Raw genomic sequence first — 20,074 nt, forward strand, 5'->3', positions numbered from 1 at the left:
TTGATCCGGCTCGTCCATCGGGGAGAACGGAGACCGACCGATGAGAGGCGTGTTCGCGCGCGGCCCGGCGGTGAGACTCGCGGCGCTGGCGGCCGCGGGGGTGCTGGTACTCGGCGCCTGCAGCAGTTCGGGCGGCAAGAAGGCGGAGAAGCGGGCGACCGAGGGGCGCCGGCTGAAGATCGCCATGGTGACCCACTCGGGCCCGGGCGACACGTTCTGGGACATCGTCCAGAAGGGAGCGAAGGCCGCCGCCGGGAAGGACGACGTCGAGTTCCTCTACTCGGCCGACCCCGACGGCGGCAAGCAGGCGCAGCTCGTGCGGGCCGCGGTCGACCAGAAGGTGGACGGCATCGTCGTCACCCTCGCCAAGCCCGACGCGCTGAGGGACGCGCTCGCCCAGGCGGCCGCGGCGAAGATCCCGGTGGTGTCGATCAACTCCGGGGCGGGCGACTCGGCGCGGCTCGGCGCGATCGCGCACTTCGGCCAGGACGAGTCGATCGCGGGCGAGGCCGCCGGGCGCGAGCTGGCGCGGATCGGCGCGAGGAAGGCGCTGTGCGTCGTCCACGAGCAGGGCAACGTGGGCCTGGAGGACCGCTGCGCGGGCGCGCGCAAGACCTTCGGCGGCGACCTGCGCAACCTGTATGTGAACGGCACGAACATGCCGGAGGTCAGGTCGTCGGTGACCGCCAGGCTCCAGGCGGACAAGGACGTCGACGGCGTGCTCACGCTCGGCGCGCCGTTCGCCGCGACCGCCGTGGACGCGGTGAAGGAGGTCGGCGGCAAGGCCAAGGTCGGGACGTTCGACCTGAACAAGGGGCTGATCGACGCGATCCGGGCGGGCGACGTCCGGTTCGCCGTCGACCAGCAGCCCTACCTCCAGGGGTACAGCGCCGTCGACGCGCTGTGGCTGCTGAAGACCAACGGCGACGTGCTCGGCGGCGGGCGCCCGGTGCTGACCGGGCCCGCGATCGTGACGCGGGACAACGCCGCCGCGCTGGAGGCGTTCACGCGCCGGGGCACCCGGTGACGCGGAGCACGGCCGGGCCGGACGCGCCGACCGGGCCGGCCGGGCCGGCCGCGCCGGCGGATGAGCGGCTGGCCCGGCGGTCCCCGCTGTCGGGGCTGCTGGCCCGCCCCGAACTCGGCGCGCTCCTCGGCGCCGTCGCGGTGTTCGTGTTCTTCTCCGTCGTCGCGGACGCGTTCCTCCAGGCCACGTCGTTCTCCACCGTCCTGTACGCGGCCTCGACGTTCGGGATCATGGCGGTGGGCGTGTCGCTGCTGATGATCGGCGGGGAGTTCGACCTGTCCGCCGGGGTGATGGTGACGACCTCGGCGCTGCTCGCGGCGCTCACCGCCTACCAGCTCACGCTGAACGTGTGGGCGGGCGTGGCGGTCTCGCTGGTGCTCACGCTCGCGCTCGGGATGGTGAACGGGCTGCTCTACGTCAACACGCGGCTGCCGAGCTTCATCATCACGCTCGCGACGTTCTTCATGCTCGCGGGGCTGAACCTCGGCGTGACGAAGGCGGTGACCGGGAACGTCGCCTCCGACTCCGTCCGGGACATGGACGGCTTCGACAGCGCCCGCGCCGTGTTCGCCTCCGAGGTCGGGATCGGGGACGTGGAGGTCAACGTCACCGTGTTCTGGTGGCTCGGGCTCGTCGCGGTCGCCACCTGGATCCTGCTGCGCACCCGCACCGGCAACTGGATCTTCGCGGTGGGCGGCGACGCGGGCAGCGCCCGCGCGGTCGGCGTCCCGGTCGCCCGCACCAAGGTGGGGCTGTTCATGGGCGTCGCGCTGTGCGCCTGGATCTCCGGGATGCACCTGGTGTTCGCGTTCGCGACCGTCCAGTCCGGCGAGGGCGTGGGGAACGAGTTCTTCTACATCATCTGCGCGGTCATCGGCGGCTGCCTGCTGACCGGCGGGTACGGCTCGGCGATCGGCGCCGCCATCGGCGCGTTCATCTTCGGGATGACGAACAAGGGCATCGTGTACGCCGAGTGGAACCCCGACTGGTTCAAGTTCTTCCTCGGCGCGATGCTGCTCGTCGCCGCCATGGTCAACCTGATCGTCCGACGCAGGGTGGAGCGCTCGGCATGACCGACACCGGAACGCCGCCGCTGGTCAGGCTGACCGGCGTCGGCAAGAGCCACGGCACCGTCATCGCGCTGCGCGACGTCGACCTGGAGGCGGACGCGGGCGAGGTGACCTGCGTGCTCGGCGACAACGGCGCGGGCAAGTCCACGCTGATCAAGATCATCGCGGGCCTGCACCGGCACGACGCCGGGACCTACGAGGTGGCGGGGGAGCCGGTCGCGTTCGGCTCGCCGCGCGACGCCCTCGAACGGGGCATCGCGACCGTCTACCAGGACCTCGCGGTCGTCCCGCTGATGCCGGTCTGGCGCAACTTCTTCCTCGGCTCGGAGCGCCGCAGGGGCATCGGCCGGCTGGACACCCGGTTCATGCGCGAGACGACCCGCGCCGAGCTCGCCGCGATGGGCATCGACCTGCGCGACGTCGACCAGCCGATCGGCACGCTGTCGGGCGGCGAGCGGCAGTGCGTGGCGATCGCCCGCGCCGTGTACTTCGGCGCGAAGGCCCTCGTCCTGGACGAGCCGACGGCGGCGCTCGGCGTCAAGCAGGCCGGTGTCGTGCTGCGCTACATCGTCCAGGCGCGGGAGCGCGGGCTCGCGGTCATCTTCATCACCCACAACCCGCACCACGCCTACCCGGTCGGCGACCGCTTCCTGATCCTGAACCGGGGCCGCAGCGCCGGGTACCACGGCAAGGACGAGATCACCCGCGAGGAGCTGACCGCGCTCATGGCGGGCGGCGCCGAGCTGGAGCAGCTGGCCCACGAGCTCGACGCGGCGGGCTCGACGGGCTCGGCGGGCTCGGCGTCGGCCGCCCGGCGGCTCACCGAGGAGGCCGAGCGCCTCGGCCTCACCGGCGAGGCCGAGTAGCGCGGCAGGGCTTGGCGGCAGGGCTCAGCGGCGGGTGAGCAGGACGGCCGCCTCGGCGACGCGGTCCTCGGTGCCCGGCGCGATCTCGCCGCCGCCCAGCAGGTGGCGGCGCACGATCGCGTAGGGCAGGTCGATCACGGCGACGGCCGCGCGCTCCTCCTCGACGCCGAGGCGGCCCGCGAGGTCGCGGACGGCCGCGCGGACGCGCCGGTCGGCCTCGCCCAGCCGCGCGCGGTCCTCGGCGGGCCAGCCGTCCTCGTCGAGGGCGGACCTGCCGTGCAGCAGCACGCGGGCCTCCTCGCGGTGCGCCCGGCTCCACGCGACCACGTGCCGGGCGGCCTCCCCGGCCGCCCGGTCCGGCGGGTCGCCGCGCAGCGCGTCGAGGAACCCCGCCTGGAACCGCTCGACCGTCCGCAGCCAGAGCGCGGCGCGCAGCGCGGGCAGCCCGGCGAAGCGGTGGTACACCGAGCCGCTCGGCGCCCCCGCCGCGCGGGCCACGGCCGCGACCGTGACGCGGCCCGGGCCGTCCGCCGCCAGCTCGACGGCGACGTCCAGTAGGCGGCCCACGTCGTGGCGCGGTGGTCGTCCCATGGGCTAGAGGGTAAGGTATTGGAGAGTACTCTCTAAAAGGAGGAGCCGTGGACGTCCTGCCTCCCGGCCAGTCGGCCGCGCCGCTGGCGCCGTTCGGGCTGCCCGCGTTCGCGGCCCGCCGCCCGAGCGTCCCCGCCGCGCCGGTCGTCACGGTGACCGGGGCCGTCCGGCGCCCGGCGCAGGTTCCGGCGGCGGAGCTGACCCGGCTCGGGCGGGCGGAGACGCACTCCGGCCTGCACTGCGTCACCACCTGGAGCGCGCTCGGCCTGCGTTGGGAGGGCGTCCCGTTCGCCGCCGTCCACGCCCACCTCGCGGGGCGCGTCGCACCGGGCCGGGCCGCGCGCTGGGTCACCTTCACCGGGCTCGACGGCTACCGCAGCACCCTGCTCCTGGACGACGCGCTCGCCCCCGGCGTCCTGCTCGCCGACGTCCTGGACGGCGCGCCGCTCACCGCCGACCACGGCGCGCCGCTCCGCCTCGTCGCCCCGGCCCACTACGGCTACAAGAGCGTGAAGCACGTCTGCGCCATCGAGTACCGGGCCGGGTACGACCCCGGCTCGGCGGGCTGGAAGGCGCACCCGCGCGGCCGCGTCGCGCTGGAGGAGCGCAGCCGCTACCTCCCAGGGCGCCTCTGGCGCCCGCTGTGGCGCACCCTGCTGCCCCGGGCCCGCGCCGCCTACGACGACCTGCGCGGGTGACGCCCCCGGGTCAGCCGGTGCGGAGGAGGTGCGTGTTGGGTTCGCGGGCGAGCCCGGCCAGCTCCGGCAGTTCGGTCACCTCGACGCCCGCCGCGGTGAGGATCTCCGCGCCCGTCCCCTCGGCGAACAGCGCCGGCTCGCGCCAGGCGAACACGACGCGCGCCGCGCCGGCGGCGACGATCAGCTCGGCGCACGGCCGGTCGCGGGAGGCCCGGTGCCCGCACGGCTCCAGCGAGCTGTAGACGGTCGCGCCCCCCAGCCCGCCGGCCGCCCTGGCGAGGGCGGCCTCCTCGGCGTGGTCGAACGGGTCGTCCTCGCGGGAGAAGCCGCGCGCGACCTCCCGGCCGCGCGCGTCCACGATGACGGCGCCGACCGAGAACGCCGTCCCCGACGGGGGGCACCGCCGCGCCAGCTCGCAGGCCAGCCGCAGCCAGCCCGCGTCATCCACGCGCGGTCCCGGTGAGGAAACGCAGCAGCGCGAGGTCGCCGATGCGGGTGATCTCCTCCAGTCGCATCGGACGGTCCGGCGCCTGCGGGAACACCCCCGAGCCGACGAACCGCGGCGCGGACGGGTCGCCGATGAAGAACGGCGCGACGACGAGCCGCAGCTCGTCCACGACCCCGGCGGTCAGGAACAGCGTGTGGATCCCGCCGCCGCCCTCCACCATCAGCCGCCGGACGCCCCGCGCCGCGAGGTCGCGCAGCACCGTGGCCGGTGTGAGCGGGTCGCCCGCGTCGATCACCTCGGCCAGACCGCCCAGCCGCGCGGCGAGGCCCCCGGCCGTGCCGGTGGGCGCGTACACGAGCTTGGGCGCCTCGCCGGTGGTGAAGAACCGCGCGCCGGGGTCGAGGTCGCCGCTCCAGGTCAGCGTGACCTTCGTCAGGTCGGCGGGCATCCCGCGCGCGACCCGCTGCTCCCGGCGGGCGGGGGAGCGGATCAGCAGCCGGGGGTCGTCGGCGCGCACCGTCCCGGCCCCGACCAGGATCGCGTCGCAGCCCGCGCGCACCGCGTCGACCCGGTCGAAGTCGGCGGGGCTGGACAGCCGGAGCCGCTCGGGCGTCGCGTCGTCGATATAGCCGTCGACCGACATCGCGCAGCTCACCAGCACGTAGGGGCGCTCGCTCACGCCCCAAGACTAGGGCTCCCCGCGGTCCCCTCGGGCCCGCGGCTCCCCGGCGGGGTGTGGCTCTTGAGCCGAATCGAGGGAACGCGGCGTTTCTGCGCGGGATGTGTCGTAGGGGGTGCCTATGGTTGCTGCGACATGAGAATCCTGCACACCTCCGACTGGCATCTCGGCAGATCGTTCCACCGCGAGGACCTGCTGGCCGCCCAGGCGGCGTTCGCCGACCATCTGGTCGAGACCGTCCGGGCGGAGCGGGTGGGCTGCGTGCTGATCTCCGGCGACGTCTACGACCGCGCGCTGCCCGCCGTGGACGCCGTCCGCCTGTTCGACGACACGCTCGGACGGCTGAAGGATCTCACCCGCGTCGTGCTCATCGCGGGCAACCACGACTCCGCGCGGCGGCTCGGGTTCGGGTCGGCGCTGATGGACGCGTCCGGGGTGCACGTCCGCACCGACTTCACTCGGGTGGGGGAGCCCGTCGTCGTCGGCGACGCCGCCGTCTACGGCATCCCCTACCTGGAGCCCGAGCTGGTCCGGCACGAGTGGGAGCTGGACGAGCGCAGCCACGCGGCGACGCTGGCGGAGGCGATGCGCCGCGTCCGGGCCGACGCCGCGCGGCGCGGGCCGGGGCTGCGGTCGGTCGTGCTGGCGCACGCGTTCGTGACCGGCGGCGAGGCCAGCGAGAGCGAGCGCGACATCTCCGTCGGCGGCTCGTCGCACGTGCCCGCGCCGGTGTTCGACGGCGTCGACTACGCGGCGCTCGGCCACCTGCACGGCGCCTGGTGCGTCACCGACCGCGTCCGGTACTCGGGTTCGCCGCTGGCCTACTCCTTCTCCGAGGACCGGCACGTCAAGGGGTTCTGGCTGCTCGACCTGCGCGCGGACGGCGTCGCCGCCGAGTTCGCGGAGGCCCCCGTCCCGCGCCGGATCTCCCGGATCCGCGGCCGCGTCGACGACCTCCTCACGGGCGAGGCGTTCAAGAAGTACGAGGACCGCTGGCTCCAGGTCACGCTGACCGACCCGCGCCGCCCCGCCGCGGCGATGGAGCGGCTGCGCCGCCGGTTCCCGCACGCGCTCGTCCTCGGCTACGAGCCCGAGGGCGGCGGGGCGGAGGACGCCCGCACCTGGTCCGAGCGCGTCGCGGAGCGGTCCGACCCCGACATCGCGGGCGACTTCGTCGCCGAGGTCACCGACGGCCCGGCGACCGCCGCCGAGCGCGCCCTGCTGGACGAGGCGTTCGAGTCCTTCCGGCGGAAGGAGGCGCTCGCTTGAGGCTGCACCGCCTGGAGGTCACCGCGTTCGGGCCGTTCTCCGCGACGGAGGAGATCGACTTCGACGCGCTGTCGGACGCGGGCCTGTTCCTCATCCAGGGCCGGACGGGCGCGGGCAAGACCAGCGTGCTCGACGCCGTCTGCTTCGCCCTCTACGGGCAGGTGCCCGGCGCGCGCGGCGCCGTCAAGGGGCTGCGCAGCGACCACGCCCCGCCCGGGGCCGCGCCGCGCGTCGTCCTGGAGACGACCGTGCGCGGCCGGCGGCTGCGCCTCACCCGGTCCCCGGCGTGGGAGCGGCCCAAGCTGCGCGGGTCCGGCACGACCGCCCAGCACGCCAAGGTCGTCCTGGAGGAGTTCGAGCACGGCGGGTGGATCGGGCTGACCACGCGGCTGGACGAGGCGGGCGACCTCGTCTCCCGGCTGCTCGGCATGAACGCCACGCAGTTCTGCCAGGTGGCGCTGCTCCCGCAGGGCGAGTTCGCGGGGTTCCTGCGCGCCGGGGCTGACAAGCGCCGCGAGGTCCTCGAACGGCTCTTCGCGACCGAGGTGTTCACCCACGTCGAGAAGTGGCTGGCCGACCGCCGCGCCGCCACCGGCCGCGAGGCCGCCGAGCTGGCCGCGCGCGCCGTCTCGGTCGCCGACCGCGTCGCCGAGACGACCGGTTCGCCCCCGCCCCACGCCGCCGCGAACACGGCACCGGCCGGGCCCGCCGGCGAGCGGCGCCGGGCGGCCGTGCCCGCGCCGCGCCGGGGGGACGCCGAGGCCGCCGAGGTCGAGGCGCTGCCCGCGTGGGCGGCGGAGCTGGCCGGCGGGCACGCCGACGTCCGCGCCGTGGTCGAGGAGCTGCGGGCGGGCGCCGCCGGGGAGGTGGAGGCCGCGCGCGCCGCGCTGAAGGCGGCGGAGGACCTCGCCGACCTGCGCCGCCGCCACGAGAACGCCTCCGCGCGCCGCGCCGCCCTCGCCGAGCGCGCTGAGGAGCGCTCGCGGGTCGCCTCGCGGCTGGACGCCGCCGCCCGGGCCGAGCGCGTCGTCCCGCTGGTGCGGGCGGTCGCCGACCGGCACGACCGGGCCCGGCAGGCGCGCCGCTGGGCCGACGAGACGCGCGCCCGCGTCGGCGCGCTGCTGCCGCCGAACGCCTCGCAGGACGTGCTCGCCAAGGCCGAGCGGCAGCGCCGCGACGACGCCGCGGCGCTGGAGGGCAAACGCGGCACGGCGGTCCGGCTGCGGCGGGTCCGGGACGAGCGCGGCGAGCTGGCGGCGGAGCTGCGGCGGCTGGAGCCCGAGGAGGCGCGCGTGTCCGCGGCCCTCGCCGAGCTGCCCGGCCGCGTCGAGGCGCGCCGCGCCGAGCTGGAGGCGGCCCGCGCGGTCGCCGCGACGCGTCCCGGGGCCGTGGCCGCCGCCGACGGCGTCCGGCACAGGCTCGACGCCGCGCAGCGCCGTGACCAGGTCGAACATCTGCTCGCCGAGGCCGAGGAGGCCCGGCTGGCCGCGGTCGGGGCCGCGCAGGACGCCCGGGACCACGTCCAGGACCTGCGCCAGGCCCGGCTGGAGGGCATGGCGGCCGTCCTCGCCGAAGACCTGGAGGACGGCGTCCCCTGCCGGGTCTGCGGCTCGCCCGACCACCCCGCGCCCGGCACCTCGCTCGCGCCGATCCCGACGCAGGAGCAGGTCGAGGAGGCGCAGGCGGCGTTCGAGCGGGCACAGGACGTCCGCGAGCGGGCCACCGCCGAGGTGCAGGCGCGCCGCGCCGAGCGCGACGGGCTGCTGGAGATCGTCGGTGAGCTGACCGCCGGGGCGCTCGGCGCCGAGCTGGAGGGCGCCGAGGCCGCGCTGGCCGACGCCGACGCCGCGCTCGCGGAGGCCGAGCGGCTGGAGGCGGCCGTGCACGGGGACGAGCAGGAGCTCGACCGCGTCCGCGGCGCCCGGCAGGAGATCGACCGGGCGCTCACCGAGAACCGCACCCGCGAGCGCGAGCTGGCCGCCGAGGAGGCGCGGCTGCGCGCCGAGCTGGACCAGGCGCGCGGCGACGACGGCAGCCTGGAGGAGCGGATCGCCCGGCTCGGCCGCGAGGCGGGCGCGCTCACCGAGGCCGCCGAGGCGCTCCGCGCGGCCGACCTCGCCGCCGGGGAGCTGGCCGCCGCCCGCGCCGCCGCGAAGGCCGCCGCCGAGGACGAGGGGTTCGCCGCTCCCGACGAGGTCCTCGCCGCCGCGATGCCCGACGAGGACCAGGCGCGGCTGCGCGACAGACTCCGCCGGTTCGAGGACGAGGAGGCCGCCGTCCGCGACCAGCTCAACGACCCGGCGCTGCGGTCGGCCGCCGCCGGGCCCGCGCCCGACCTGCCCGCGCTGGAGGCCGCGCTCGCGGCGGCGCAGGCCGCGCACACCGGCGCCGCGTCCGCCGCCGACCGCGCCCGGCACCGCCGCGACCGCCTCGCCGAGCTGCGCCGCGACCTGGACGCCGCCGTCCGCGCCTGGCGCCCCGCCGCCGAACGCCACGAGGTCGCCGAACGCCTCGCCGGGCTCGCCTCGGGCAAGTCCGCCGCGAACCGGCACGCGATGTCGCTGTCGGCGTACGTGCTGGCCGCGCGGCTGGAGCAGGTCGTCGCCGCCGCGAACGAGCGGCTCGCCCGCATGTCCGGCGCGCGCTACGCCCTCGTCCACACCACGGAGAAGGCGGCGGGCGACACCAAGCGCGGCGCGGGCGGGCTCGGGCTGCGCGTCGCCGACGCCTGGACCGGCCTGGAACGCGACCCGGTGACGCTGTCGGGCGGCGAGTCGTTCATCACCTCGCTGTCGCTCGCGCTCGGCCTCGCCGACGTCGTCACCGCCGAGGCGGGCGGCACCGAGATCGGCACGCTGTTCGTCGACGAGGGCTTCGGCACCCTCGACGAGGACACGCTCGACGAGGTCATGGACGTCCTGGACGGCCTGCGCGACGGGGGCCGCGCGGTCGGCATCGTCAGCCACGTCGCCGAACTGCGCGCCCGCATCCCGGCGCAGCTCCGCGTCACCAAGGACCGCACCGGCTCCACCGCCAAGGTCGTCATCTGACCCGCGCCCCCGCCAGCACCGGGCGGCGGCTCCGCGGGGTCGGGCAGGGCCGGCGGTAGACGTCGAGGTCGGCGGGGGCGAGCGTGCCCGGGAGCCCCTCGACGAACAGCGATTTCTCCAGGACCGTCTCCTCGCCCACCCCTGGGGTGCGCAGTAGGGCGAACAGCTCGCGCGCGGCGGTCGGGACGCGACCGTCCGCGCCACGGCCGTGGTGACGGTGCTCGGCGGGCTCAGCCACACCCGCTACATCAACCCGCTGCCGACCCCGGCCGCGCTGACCCCGGCCGAGGCGCGCCGCATGCTCGTCCCGGCGCTGCGCGCGGCGCCGGCCCCGAGGCCGTCTGCGGCGGCCGGGGGGTGAGTGGCGGTCAGCCGCTGCGGGCGGGGCGGGCCGCCTCCAGGAAGGTGATGCAGCGGCCCAGCAGTTCGACCAGCGTCTCGCGTTCGGCGTCGGTGAACTTGGCGGCGAGGCCGCGTTCGATCCGCACGGCGCGGGCGTCCGCGTCGGCCATGGCCGCCTCGCCCTCGGCGGTGAGGCGGGTCTCCAGGATGTTGCGGTGCCACTCGTGCGGGGTCCGCTCGATGAGGCCGCGCTCCCGCAGGTTCTTCAGCACGGTGTTCATCGTCGGCGGGGTGACGGCGCAGGCCCTGGCCAGCGCCGCCGCCGACATCCCGGGGTGGTCGGCGAGGTGCAGCAGCGCGGCGTACTGCGGCACCGTGAGCCCGCTCGGCTTCACCGCGGCCTGCTTGGCTCCGTTGAGCGCCTGCTCGGCGCGTTTGAGGTAGGAGCCGATCCGCTCCGGGACGGGCATTGAGGTCATCTCCGCATGGTATCGAGCCTTCGAATGATCGCAGGTTGACGAGTATTAGAACTCTAACTATCGTTCGTGTACGTTCTTATAAGTCAGTGCGAATGGAGCAGTATGAACCGCCTTACCCGCACGACCGCCGCCGCGCTCGCGCTCGCCGTCCTGCCCGCGTCGGCGTCCCTCGCCGCGCCGGCGGGCGCCGCCCCGGCCGCCGCCGTCGCCCCCGCCTCGTCCCGGATACGTGTGTCCACGGCGTTCGAGTTGCCGGGCGCCCGCGTCTACCCGGAGGGCATCACCCTCGACCCCCGCACCGGTGACTTCTACGTCGCGTCCTACGAGGACGGCTCGGTCTACAAGCTGACGCGCGGACGGCGCGTGGCCGAGGTGTTCCTGCCCGCCGGCGCGGACGGCCGCCGCACCGCCAACGGCGTGCGCGCCGACCGGGCCGGACGGCTCTGGGTGTGCGACTCCTCGTCCGGTGTCTCGGTCTACGACACGAAGACCCGCAGGTTGCTGGCCCGGTTCGCTGTGCCCGGCACGGACGCGAAGTTCGTCAACGACGTGGCCGTCGCCCCCAACGGCGACGCCTACATCACCGACAGCGCGCGTTCCCTCGTCTACCGGGTGACGCCGCGCGACGTCGCCCAGGGCGGGCGCGCCGACCTCCGCCCCCGCTTCGACCTCCGCGAGGCCGTCGAGCAGCACGCGCCCGGGGCGTTCACGCTGAACGGCATCGTCGCCGACCCGTCCGGGCGGTACCTGCTCACCGTCGACATGACCGGCGGCGACCTGTACCGGCTCGACGCCGCCTCGGGGGCGGTCCGCAAGGTGGCGCTGGAGGGCGGCGACCTGCGCAACGCCGACGGCCTGGAACTCCAGGACGGGCGCCTCTGGGCGGTCCACAACCTCGACAACGCCATCTCCCGCTGGCGGATCGGGAACGGCGGCGCCACCGCCCGCCGGGAGCGCCGGGCCGCGAGCGCGGCGCTGGAGCTGCCGACGACGCTGGTGCGCAGCCGCGGCACGCTCTACGTCGTCCGCTCGCAGTTCGACAAGGGCGGGCCGCTCGGGGACGGCGTCCCGCGCATCCCGTTCAGCGTCGCCGCCGTCCGGGGGCTGTGACCCGGTGAGGTGTCCCGCCAGGTCACGGGCCTGGCGGGACGCCTCGGGCGGATAGCCGTGCAAAGCGGGAGGTGTCGGGGCCCGGCGCTGTGGATCTTTGCTGCTCCTTGATCGTCGGCTTGGTGGGGCGTGCCGGGGGCGCGGTGAGAATGAGCGCGAGGGGCGCACCCCGGGTGCGCCCAGGCGGCGAGGTCTCGGGGAATTGCGCTCATGACGGCGGTGGAACTGCGGGCGGGCGGCACCGCCCCGGGGGCGCGCGCCACACGGGAGGGCGTGGTCGTCGTCATGCCCGCCTACCGCGAGGAGGAGAACCTCGCGGCGACCGTCGGGGACTTCCTGGCGACGCTGGAGGCGGCCGGGCACGAGCACCGCGTCGTGGTCGTCGACGACGGCAGCCCCGACGCGACCGGCGACATCCTGGACGGCCTGGTCGCGCGGCACGCGGGCCGGGTCATCGGCGTCCACCACGGCACCAACCGGGGGTACGGCGCGGCGGTCCGCACGGGCATCGCGGTGGCGCTGGAGCTGACCGACCTGCCACTGCTGCTGCTCACCGACTCCGACGGCCAGTTCACGGCCGCGGACCTGCCCGCGCTGCTGCGGGTCAGGCGCGAGGAGCGGGCCGACGCCGTGACGGGGTTCCGCCGCCACCGCGCCGACTCCTCCGCGCGCCGCGCCAGCGGACGGCTGTGGACGATCCTCAGCCGGATCCTGCTCGGCACCCGCAGCCGGGACGTCGACTGCGCCTACAAGCTGCTGGACCGGCGGGTCGTCGAGGGCCTCGGCCTGGTGGGGGAGGCCGCCGCGATCGACCCGGAGATCCTCGCCAAGATCAGGCGGCGGGGCGCCCGGGTCGTCGAGCACCCGGTGGACCACCGGCCCCGCGCGCACGGCCGCCCGACCGGGGCGTCGCCGTGGGTCATCGCGCGGTCGCTGCTGAGCCTCGTCCACGTGTACCGGATCCTGGTCCGCGACGGCTACACGTGGCGGTGGGCGCGGTGGGTGCTGAACCCGAGGGACCGCGTCCTCGCCGGGGTGACGGCGGCGGCGGTGGCGCTGTCGGCCGCCGCGCTCGCGCACCACCTCCGGCACGGCACCGTGCTCGCCTACAACGACGCCGTCTCGCACCTGCTCATCGCCCGCCGGGTGGTCGACAGCCCGACGGCGGGCGCGGCGCAGCTCGGCGGGGTGTGGCTGCCGCTGCCGCACCTGCTGGCGCTGCCGTTCGTCTGGCAGGACGGCCTGTTCCACTCCGGCCTCGGCGGCACCGTGGTCTCGATGGCCGGTTACACGATGACGGTCCGGTATGTGTACCTGATCGCGGCCGGCGCGGCGGCGGCCGCGGGCCCGGCACGGGACCGGACGACCGGCCGCGACCGATGGGCGGGGCTCGCGGCGGCCGGGCTGTTCGCGCTCAACGCCAACGTGCTCTACCTGCAGAGCACCCCGATGACCGAGCTGCTCCTGTTCGCCTGCGTCGCCGCCGCCGTCCACCACCTCCAGGCGTGGTGCCGCACCGGACGGTACTCCCGGCTCGCGGCGGCGGCGGTGGCGACGCTGCTGGCCACCCTGACGCGCTACGAGGGCTGGCTGCTCGCGGCGGCCGTGACGCTGGTGGTGGCCTACGTCGCGGTACGCCGCTGGAGGTCCTACGCGCGGGCGGAGGCGCACCTCGTCTTCTTCGCACTGGCGGCCTTCGGCGGGATCGCGGCGTGGGTCGTGTGGGGCCACGTGATCTTCGACGACGCGCTGTGCTGGTACTCCGGCGACTACGCCAAGCCGTCGCTGTGGGTGATGGCGGGCGACGCCAACGTCGGGGCGCCGCTCACGGCCGCGCGGACCTACGGGCTCGCCGTCGTCCACAACCTCGGCTACCCGACGCTGCTCCTCGCGGCGGCCGGGCTGACCGCCTACGTGTGGCGCGGGAGGCTGCGCCCGGCGGCGGTCGCGCCGCTCGTCCTGCTGGCGTTCGCGCCGTTCTTCGTCTACGCCCTCGACACCGGGCAGCGCCCCCTGTACGTCCCGGAGGTCCAGGGCGGGTTCTACAACGTGCGGTTCGGGCTGGTGATGGCCCTGGCCGCCGCCGTCTTCGCCGGGTACCTCGTGTCGCTGGCGCCGAACCTCCGCGGCGGCCTGCCGCGGGCCGCGGCGGCGGCCGGCGTCGTCGCGACCGCCCTCGCGGTGCCCGGGACCGCGACGCTCGCCGAACCCCAGCGCTGGCAGGACGGCGCGCACCGCCGGGCGGTCACCGGCGCCGCGTCCTGGCTGCGCGCCCACTACGACGGCGGCACCGTGCTGATGGAGAACTACGGCAACGAGGAGATCGCGTTCCGGGCGCGCATCCCGATCGGGCGCGTCGTCTACGAGGGCAGCTTCCGGCTGTGGGAGCGCGCGCTCGCCGACCCGGCCGGGAGCCGCGTCCGCTGGATCTACGCGCGGACGCTCCCCGGGTCGCCGGACCGCACCTGGCGGGCGCTGCGCGAGAACCCCCGGCTGGCCGGCGACTACACCCTCCTCTACCGGGACGCGACCCAGCGCGTCTACCGGCTGGCGGGGACGCGATGACGCTCACCGACGCCACGGGCGGCGCGGCGGACACGGCCGTCCTGGACGCGCCGCCGTGGGGCCCGGTGGCGCCCGTGGACGAGGAGCTGAGCGCGCGCCGCACGATCAGCCGGGGGCAGGCGGCCGTGGCCGTCGCGCTGCCGTCGGCGGTCGCCGCGGCGCTGGCCGCGCACGCGCTGACCGGGGCGGGGCCGTCGCCGGTCCGGTGGGTCCAGGCGGCGGTCTGGGCGGTCACCGGCGCCTACCTGCTGTCGCTGGTGTTCCGGACCGTGATGGTGGCGACCGCGTGGACCGCGCCGGTGATCCGGTTCGGCGAGGACGAGCTGCGCGCCGTCCGGGACGAGGACCTGCCGCCCTACACCGTCCTCGTGCCGCTCTACCGGGAGGCGCGGGTGCTGCCGGTGCTGCTCGACCGGCTCGGCCGCCTGGACTACCCCGCCGACCGCCTCCAGATCCTGCTGCTCATCGAGGAGGACGACGCCGAGACCCGCGCCGCGCTGCCCGCGCTGGACGCGCCGTTCGAGGTCGTGCTCATCCCGCCGTCGCCGCCCCGGACGAAGCCGAAGGCGTGCGACATCGGGCTGGCGCGGGCGCGCGGCGAGCTCGTCGTGATCTACGACGCCGAGGACCGGCCCGACCGCGACCAGCTCCGCAAGGCGGCGCTGGCGTTCGCGTCGCTGCCCGACCGGACGGTGTGCGTGCAGGCCGAACTCCAGTACTGGAACCCCTGGACGAACTGGCTGACCCGGTGCTTCGCCGCCGAGTACGCCACCAACTTCAGCCTGTGGCTGCGCAGCCTCGACCGGCACCGGCTCGCGATCCCGCTCGGCGGCACCTCCAACCACTTCCGGGGCGACGCGCTCGCGGCGCTCGGCGGCTGGGACCCCTACAACGTCACCGAGGACGCCGACCTCGGCATCCGCATCGCCCGCCGGGGCTGGGAGGTGCGGATGATGGACTCGGTCACCGAGGAGGAGGCCAACAGCCGCCTCGGCAACTGGATCCGCCAGCGCAGCCGCTGGATCAAGGGGTACATCCAGACCTGGCTCGTCCACACCCGGCACCCGCTGCTGCTGTGGCGGCAGCTCGGCACCCGGCGGACGCTCGCCTTCCACCTCACGATGGGGTTCCCGACGCTCACCACGCTCGCGAACCCGTTCTTCTGGACGCTGACGGCGCTCTACCTGTGCACGGGCACGCGGCACGTGCAGGCGGTGTTCCCGCCGCCGGTCCTGTACTGCGGCGTCGTCACGATGGTCGCCGGGAACCTGCTGATGGTCTACTGCGCGATGGCCGGGTGCCTGGAGCGCGGCCTGTTCCGCGCCGTCCGGGTCATGGTCACGATCCCGCTGTACTGGGCGCTGATGAGCGTCGCGGCGTACAAGGCGCTGTTCCAGCTCGTCCGGCCGAGCAGGCGGCACTTCTGGGAGCTCACCGACCACGGCCTCGTGGAGAACGCGGCGGACGCGGCGGACGCGGCGGACGCCGCGGAGTCCGTGGACGCCGCGGCCGCCAGGGAGCGGACGCCCGCCTAGAGGTAGAGGCCGGTGCCGTGCTCGGGGCGCTCGCTGGCGATCGCGTGCAGGTCGCGCTCCCGCATGACCAGGTAGTTCTCGCCCTGTATCTCGACCTCGAACTGCTCGCCCGGGTGGAACAGGACGCGGTCGCCCGTCTTGACGATCCGGACGTGGTGGCCGACCCCGCAGACCTCGCCCCACACCAGCCGGTTGCCCTGCTCGACCGTCGCGGGGATCACGATCCCGCCGGTGCTGCGGCGCTCGCCGCTGTCCTTCTCCATCTTGATCATGACTCGGTCGTGCAGCATCTGGACTTCGAACTTCGGTTCGGACACGCCGGGGAGTTTAGCCGTCCGCGCGGGTCAGGGCGTCCCACGCGGACGCGATGATCTCCGGCAGGGACGAGCGGGCGGGGCGCCAGCCCAGGTCGGCGCGGATCGCGGCGGCCTCGCACAGCAGCAGCGGCGGCTCGGGCTGCGGCGGGCGCCGCAGCGTCGGCACGGCCCGCCCGGTGGCCTCCTCGACGGCGGCGACCACGTCCCGGACGGCCGCGCCGGTGCCGCTGCCGACGTTGTAGACCCGCTCCTCACCCGGGCGGACGGCCTCCAGCGCGCGGACGTGGGCGGCGGCGAGATCGTCCACGTGCAGGTACTCGCGGACGGCGCCGCCGTCGCCGTTGACCTCCAGCCGGGGCGCCCGCCCGGCCGCGACCGCGAGGGCCTTCGGGATCAGCCGGGTCTCGTCGGGGTCGGGGCGGCCGTCCACCGAGCCCGCGACGTTGAACGTCCGCAGCACGGCGGCGCCGGTCGCGCCCGTCCGGGCGTGGAAGCGGACGGCCTGCTCGGCGGCCAGCTTGGACGCGCCGTAGGGGCTGGTCGGCGCGGTGCCCTCGGTCTCGGGGATCGGCTGCCGCTCGGGCGTCCCGTAGACGGCGGCGGTCGAGCCGTAGACGACGCGCGCCGCCTCCACCGCCCGCAGCAGGTTCACGGTGCCCTGGACGTTGACGGTGAAGAAGCCCAGCGGGTCGGCGAACGACTCGCGGACGCGGGTCAGCGCCGCCAGGTGGCACACCCCGTCGTAGGGGCCGCGCGGCAGCCCGCCGGGGTCGAGCAGATCGCCGAGGACGGGCCGGACCCCCTTCGGCAGGACCGCGCCGGTCTGCCGCACGAGGCCGTCCACCTCGTGCCCGGCGGCGACGAGCCGCCGTCCGACCGCGTACCCGACATAGCCCGCCGCACCCGTCACCAGAACCCGCATGCCACCAGCATCCCGGACGGGCGGTCAGGTCCGCCGCCGCCCCCGGGTGGAGGACACGCGCGCGGTCAGCTCGCGGGGCAGCAGCCGGGTCGCGCCGACGAGCGCCTTGTAGCGCAGGCTCGGCACGCTGACCCGCACGCCGCGCCGCAGGTCGCGCAGCGCCGCGTCGACGACGGCGGTGTCCTCCAGCCACATGAAGCCGGGCACGTCGCTCACGTCCATCCGGGCGCGCTCGTGGAACTCGGTGCGCACGAACCCCGGGCACAGCGCCATCACGCGGACCGTGCCGGGCGAGCGTCCCGCGATGTCGGCGGCGACGCCCTCGCTGAAGTGCACCACCCACGCCTTGGACGCGCCGTAGGTGCCGCGCACCCCGAACGCGGCGGCTGAGGAGACGTTGACGACACCGCCGCGCCCCCGGTCGAGCATGCCGGGCACCGCCGCGTGGGTGAGGCGCAGCACGGCCTCGCAGTGCACCCGCAGCATGGTCAGCTCGGCGTCCAGCGGCACGTCGGGGAACACGTTCCCGTGCCCGAACCCGGCGTTGTTGACGAGCAGGTCGACGCCCGCGCGGACGCGCTCCTGCGCGGCGAGCAGCCCCTCCTCGGTCGACAGGTCGGCGGGCAGCGCCTCGGTGTCCACCCGGTACCGGCCGCCGAGGTCGGCGGCGGCCCGGTCGAGGCGCTCGGCGTCGCGGGCGAGCAGGACCAGGTCGAACCCGTCGGCGGCGAGGCGGCGCGCGAACGCGGCGCCGAGCCCGGCGGTCGCACCCGTGATGAAGGCGGTCGGCATGCCCCCGAGCCTAGGGCCCCGGCGGGGGGTCAGCCGATCAGGCCGAGGTCCCGGGCGCGCAGCCCGGCCTGGAAGCGCGAGTCGGCGTCCAGCAGGACGAGGATCTCGGCGACCCGGCGCCGGTAGGTGCGCAGCGACAGGCCGAGGCGGCGCGCGGCGGCCTCGTCCTTCAGGCCGCCCGCGAGCAGCCGCAGGATGGTCCGGCTCTCCTCGCCCAGCGCCGGCGGGCGGGAGCGGCGGTGGACGGCGAGGGGCGCGGCCGTCTCCCAGGTCGCCTCGAACAGCGCGAGCACGCCCGCCACCACGCCCGGCGACCGGACGACGGTGTACTCGCGCACCCCGGCCACCGGCGGCCCGGCGAGGATCGCGACCCGCCGGTCGACGACGATCGTCTCGCGCGGCAGCGGCGTCGCGCAGATCCGGATCTCGGGCCCGCGCGCGGCCAACTCGACCAGCCGCCGCTCGGACTCCTCGTCGGCGAGCGCCGCCGGGGCGTAGAGCTTGCGGGCGCGCGGGGCGGACGGGGCGGGCGGTTCCCGCCGCCACCGCGCGACGACCTCCTCGTGGACGCTCGGCAGCGCCCACGTGCACAGGTCGTGCGCCGCGCACAGGAACTCCTCGCGCGCGGCGAACAGCCGCCCGGCGCGCGCGGCCAGCTCCGCCTCGCCGCGCAGGACGACGTTGCGGTCCAGGTCGACGCTCATCGCGTCCAGTCTGCCACCGGCGCCGGGCCCCCGGAACTGGCAGCAAGCTGCCAGCCGTTCGCCGCCGCGCGGGCCCGTCGGCACAGTGGGACGCATGACGAAGATCATTGATGAGCGGCACTTCGACCTGGGCGGCGACCTGCGGATCTCCCGGCTGGGCTTCGGCGCGATGCGGCTGCCCGCCGCCACGCTGGAGGCGCCCGCCAACGACCGGGGGACGGCCCTCGCCGTCCTGCGCCGGGCGGTCGAGCTGGGCGCGGACCACATCGACACCGCCGCGTTCTACTACCGGCACGGGCTCGCCGCGAACGAGCTGATCCGCGAGGCGCTGAGCCCCTACCCGTCCGGCCTGGTGGTCGCGACGAAGGTCGGGCCCTACCGGGGCCCGGACGACCGGACGCCCGCCGGGCAGCTCCCGGCGTCGGGGCTGCGCGCCGAGGTGGAACGCAACCTGCGCGAGCTGGGCCTCGACCGCCTGGACCTGGTCTACCTGCGGCCCGGCGGCATGGAGGACCCGGCGGGCGAGGCGATCGGCGAGCGCTTCGCCGCCCTGGCCGGGCTCCGCGAGGAGGGGCTGATCCGGCACCTCGGCCTGAGCCATGTGAGCACGGCGCAGCTCGCGGAGGCGCGGGCGATCGCGCCGGTCGCCGCCGTCCAGAACCGGTTCGACGTGACGCGGCCCCGGGACGCGGAGATGCTGGCGGTCTGCGAGCGCGAGGGCATCGGCTACGCGCCCTACTTCCCCCTCGGCGGCTTCGGCATCCCCAACGACGCGCGGGTCAAGGCCGTCGCGGCCCGGCACGGCGCGACCGTGCCGCAGGTGCTGCTCGCCGGGCTGCTGGCGCTGTCGCCGGTCATGCTGGCGATCCCCGGCACCGGCTCCCTCGCCCACCTGGAGGAGAACATGGGCGCCGCCGGCCTGCGCCTCACCGAGGACGACCTCGCCGAACTCGGCGGCTAGCCGCCGATCGGGCGGGGCACGGGGCCATCGGCCCGCCCGACGCTCTAGCCTGATCCCCGGACATGTCAGGGGGAACGGGGTAGGGATGTCGACGACGCGGCTGCTGGTCCTCGGCGGGGTTCGGCGGTTCGGGCGCGCGCACGGCTACGAGGTGCGGCGCGAGCTGATGTCATGGGGCTCGGACGAGTGGGCCCACGTGAACCCCGGCTCGATCTACCACGCGCTCAGGCAACTGGCCAAGGAGGGCCTGCTGCGCGCCCACGACGTCGAGGAGAGCGACGCCGGGCCCCCGCACACCGACTACGAGATCACCGAGGAGGGCCGGGCGGAGTTCCTGCGGCTGCTGCGGTGCGCGATCGCCACGGTGGACGTCCGGCACCCGGAGATGCTCACGGCCGGGCTCGGGTTCCTGACCGAGCTGACCCGCGCCGAGGCCCTCCGCCTGCTCCGGGAGCGGCTGGACGGGCTGGCCGCGTGGCGCGCGTCGATCGCCCCCCTCCAGGACCAGCAGGACCCCGCCGACCACCTGCGCGAGCTGCTCGGCTGGTGGATCCACTCGGCCGAGTCCGCCACCGCGTGGACGGAGGGCCTCATCGGGCGCCTGGAGTCGGGCGCCTACCGGATGGCCGAGGACCCGCGCTGACGCGGG

21 protein-coding genes are annotated in these 20,074 nt (G+C 75.8%); 12 read left to right on the top strand and 9 right to left on the bottom strand.

Annotated elements, in window-relative coordinates; translation table 11 throughout:
* The first annotated feature begins 40 nt into the window (after positions 1-40).
* Genes KLI87_RS25355 through KLI87_RS25365 form a run of 3 tightly spaced genes read left to right on the top strand, consistent with a single transcriptional unit; the run spans position 41 to position 2,963 of the window.
* Complete coding sequence (locus KLI87_RS25355) at positions 41-1,027, top strand: sugar ABC transporter substrate-binding protein (protein ID WP_156215383.1); 987 nt, start codon at positions 41-43, stop codon at positions 1,025-1,027.
* Positions 1,024-2,100 (top strand): ABC transporter permease, encoded by a 1,077-nt coding sequence (locus tag KLI87_RS25360; RefSeq protein WP_214618957.1) that lies wholly within the window; start codon positions 1,024-1,026, stop codon positions 2,098-2,100. Before KLI87_RS25355 ends, KLI87_RS25360 begins: the two co-directional genes overlap by 4 nt.
* Positions 2,097-2,963, top strand: coding sequence for an ATP-binding cassette domain-containing protein (locus KLI87_RS25365; protein ID WP_214618958.1), 867 nt, complete (start codon positions 2,097-2,099; stop codon positions 2,961-2,963). Before KLI87_RS25360 ends, KLI87_RS25365 begins: the two co-directional genes overlap by 4 nt.
* Positions 2,964-2,987: 24 nt before the next feature.
* On the opposite strand, the gene KLI87_RS25370 is transcribed toward KLI87_RS25365, so the two are convergent.
* Complete coding sequence (locus KLI87_RS25370; RefSeq protein WP_214618959.1) at positions 2,988-3,554, bottom strand: TetR family transcriptional regulator; 567 nt, start codon at positions 3,552-3,554, stop codon at positions 2,988-2,990.
* A 47-nt stretch (positions 3,555-3,601) separates the two neighbouring features.
* On the opposite strand from KLI87_RS25370, the gene KLI87_RS25375 reads away from it, so the two are divergent.
* Complete coding sequence (locus KLI87_RS25375) at positions 3,602-4,252, top strand: molybdopterin-dependent oxidoreductase (RefSeq protein ID WP_308166163.1); 651 nt, start codon at positions 3,602-3,604, stop codon at positions 4,250-4,252.
* A gap of 10 nt (positions 4,253-4,262) precedes the next feature.
* On the opposite strand, the gene KLI87_RS25380 is transcribed toward KLI87_RS25375, so the two are convergent.
* Both KLI87_RS25380 and KLI87_RS25385 read right to left on the bottom strand, forming a co-directional pair.
* The gene (locus KLI87_RS25380; protein ID WP_214618960.1) at positions 4,263-4,700 is read right to left on the bottom strand and encodes a dCMP deaminase; all 438 of its coding nucleotides are present in this window, start codon (positions 4,698-4,700) and stop codon (positions 4,263-4,265) included.
* Entirely contained in the window at positions 4,693-5,379 is a 687-nt protein-coding gene (locus KLI87_RS25385; RefSeq protein ID WP_214618961.1) for a dihydrofolate reductase family protein, read from the bottom strand. The genes KLI87_RS25380 and KLI87_RS25385 overlap by 8 nt, the downstream gene beginning before the upstream one ends.
* 135 nt (positions 5,380-5,514) lie before the next feature.
* Here KLI87_RS25385 and KLI87_RS25390 point away from each other — a divergent pair, with 135 nt between their 5' ends.
* Together KLI87_RS25390 and KLI87_RS25395 are read left to right on the top strand one after the other, a co-directional pair.
* Entirely contained in the window at positions 5,515-6,648 is a 1,134-nt protein-coding gene (locus tag KLI87_RS25390; protein WP_156215386.1) for an exonuclease SbcCD subunit D, read from the top strand.
* The gene (locus KLI87_RS25395; protein ID WP_214618962.1) at positions 6,645-9,698 is read left to right on the top strand and encodes an AAA family ATPase; all 3,054 of its coding nucleotides are present in this window, start codon (positions 6,645-6,647) and stop codon (positions 9,696-9,698) included. Before KLI87_RS25390 ends, KLI87_RS25395 begins: the two co-directional genes overlap by 4 nt.
* On the opposite strand, the gene KLI87_RS25400 is transcribed toward KLI87_RS25395, so the two are convergent.
* Positions 9,691-9,837, bottom strand: coding sequence for a hypothetical protein (locus KLI87_RS25400; RefSeq protein ID WP_214618963.1), 147 nt, complete (start codon positions 9,835-9,837; stop codon positions 9,691-9,693). The genes KLI87_RS25395 and KLI87_RS25400 overlap by 8 nt on opposite strands.
* Before the next feature lie 69 nt (positions 9,838-9,906).
* Here KLI87_RS25400 and KLI87_RS25405 point away from each other — a divergent pair, with 69 nt between their 5' ends.
* Positions 9,907-10,059, top strand: coding sequence for a hypothetical protein (locus tag KLI87_RS25405; protein ID WP_214618964.1), 153 nt, complete (start codon positions 9,907-9,909; stop codon positions 10,057-10,059).
* A gap of 7 nt (positions 10,060-10,066) precedes the next feature.
* Here KLI87_RS25405 and KLI87_RS25410 read toward each other — a convergent pair whose 3' ends face one another.
* Positions 10,067-10,519, bottom strand: coding sequence for a MarR family winged helix-turn-helix transcriptional regulator (locus KLI87_RS25410; protein ID WP_214618965.1), 453 nt, complete (start codon positions 10,517-10,519; stop codon positions 10,067-10,069).
* A gap of 102 nt (positions 10,520-10,621) precedes the next feature.
* Between KLI87_RS25410 and KLI87_RS25415 the strand changes: the two genes are divergently transcribed.
* The 3 genes from KLI87_RS25415 to KLI87_RS25425 all read left to right on the top strand — a co-directional run bounded on the left by KLI87_RS25415 (position 10,622) and on the right by KLI87_RS25425 (position 15,729).
* On the top strand, positions 10,622-11,629 hold the full coding sequence (locus KLI87_RS25415; RefSeq protein ID WP_214618966.1) for an SMP-30/gluconolactonase/LRE family protein: 1,008 nt from the start codon (positions 10,622-10,624) through the stop codon (positions 11,627-11,629).
* 210 nt (positions 11,630-11,839) lie between these two features.
* Positions 11,840-14,194, top strand: coding sequence for a glycosyltransferase family 2 protein (locus KLI87_RS25420; protein ID WP_214618967.1), 2,355 nt, complete (start codon positions 11,840-11,842; stop codon positions 14,192-14,194).
* Positions 14,191-15,729: a glycosyltransferase family 2 protein gene (locus KLI87_RS25425; RefSeq protein WP_214618968.1), complete on the top strand. Its 1,539-nt coding sequence runs from the start codon at positions 14,191-14,193 to the stop codon at positions 15,727-15,729. Before KLI87_RS25420 ends, KLI87_RS25425 begins: the two co-directional genes overlap by 4 nt.
* On the opposite strand, the gene KLI87_RS25430 is transcribed toward KLI87_RS25425, so the two are convergent.
* The 4 genes from KLI87_RS25430 to KLI87_RS25445 are packed head-to-tail and all read right to left on the bottom strand — an operon-like array spanning position 15,726 to position 18,560.
* The gene (locus KLI87_RS25430; protein WP_214618969.1) at positions 15,726-16,046 is read right to left on the bottom strand and encodes a co-chaperone GroES; all 321 of its coding nucleotides are present in this window, start codon (positions 16,044-16,046) and stop codon (positions 15,726-15,728) included. The two genes, KLI87_RS25425 and KLI87_RS25430, sit on opposite strands and share 4 nt — an antisense overlap.
* Positions 16,047-16,056: 10 nt before the next feature.
* Positions 16,057-16,968 (bottom strand): NAD-dependent epimerase/dehydratase family protein, encoded by a 912-nt coding sequence (locus KLI87_RS25435; RefSeq protein ID WP_156215391.1) that lies wholly within the window; start codon positions 16,966-16,968, stop codon positions 16,057-16,059.
* A 24-nt stretch (positions 16,969-16,992) separates the two neighbouring features.
* On the bottom strand, positions 16,993-17,760 hold the full coding sequence (locus tag KLI87_RS25440; protein WP_214618970.1) for an SDR family oxidoreductase: 768 nt from the start codon (positions 17,758-17,760) through the stop codon (positions 16,993-16,995).
* A gap of 29 nt (positions 17,761-17,789) precedes the next feature.
* The gene (locus KLI87_RS25445) at positions 17,790-18,560 is read right to left on the bottom strand and encodes a DNA-binding response regulator (protein ID WP_250904200.1); all 771 of its coding nucleotides are present in this window, start codon (positions 18,558-18,560) and stop codon (positions 17,790-17,792) included.
* On the opposite strand from KLI87_RS25445, the gene KLI87_RS25450 reads away from it, so the two are divergent.
* Entirely contained in the window at positions 18,559-19,425 is an 867-nt protein-coding gene (locus KLI87_RS25450) for an aldo/keto reductase (protein ID WP_214618971.1), read from the top strand. The two genes, KLI87_RS25445 and KLI87_RS25450, sit on opposite strands and share 2 nt — an antisense overlap.
* Before the next feature lie 85 nt (positions 19,426-19,510).
* Positions 19,511-20,068: a PadR family transcriptional regulator gene (locus tag KLI87_RS25455; RefSeq protein ID WP_156215395.1), complete on the top strand. Its 558-nt coding sequence runs from the start codon at positions 19,511-19,513 to the stop codon at positions 20,066-20,068.
* Positions 20,069-20,074 lie beyond the last annotated feature (6 nt).

Source organism: Actinomadura sp. NEAU-AAG7 (genome assembly GCF_018603865.1).
Taxonomy (GTDB): domain Bacteria; phylum Actinomycetota; class Actinomycetes; order Streptosporangiales; family Streptosporangiaceae; genus Spirillospora; species Spirillospora litoris.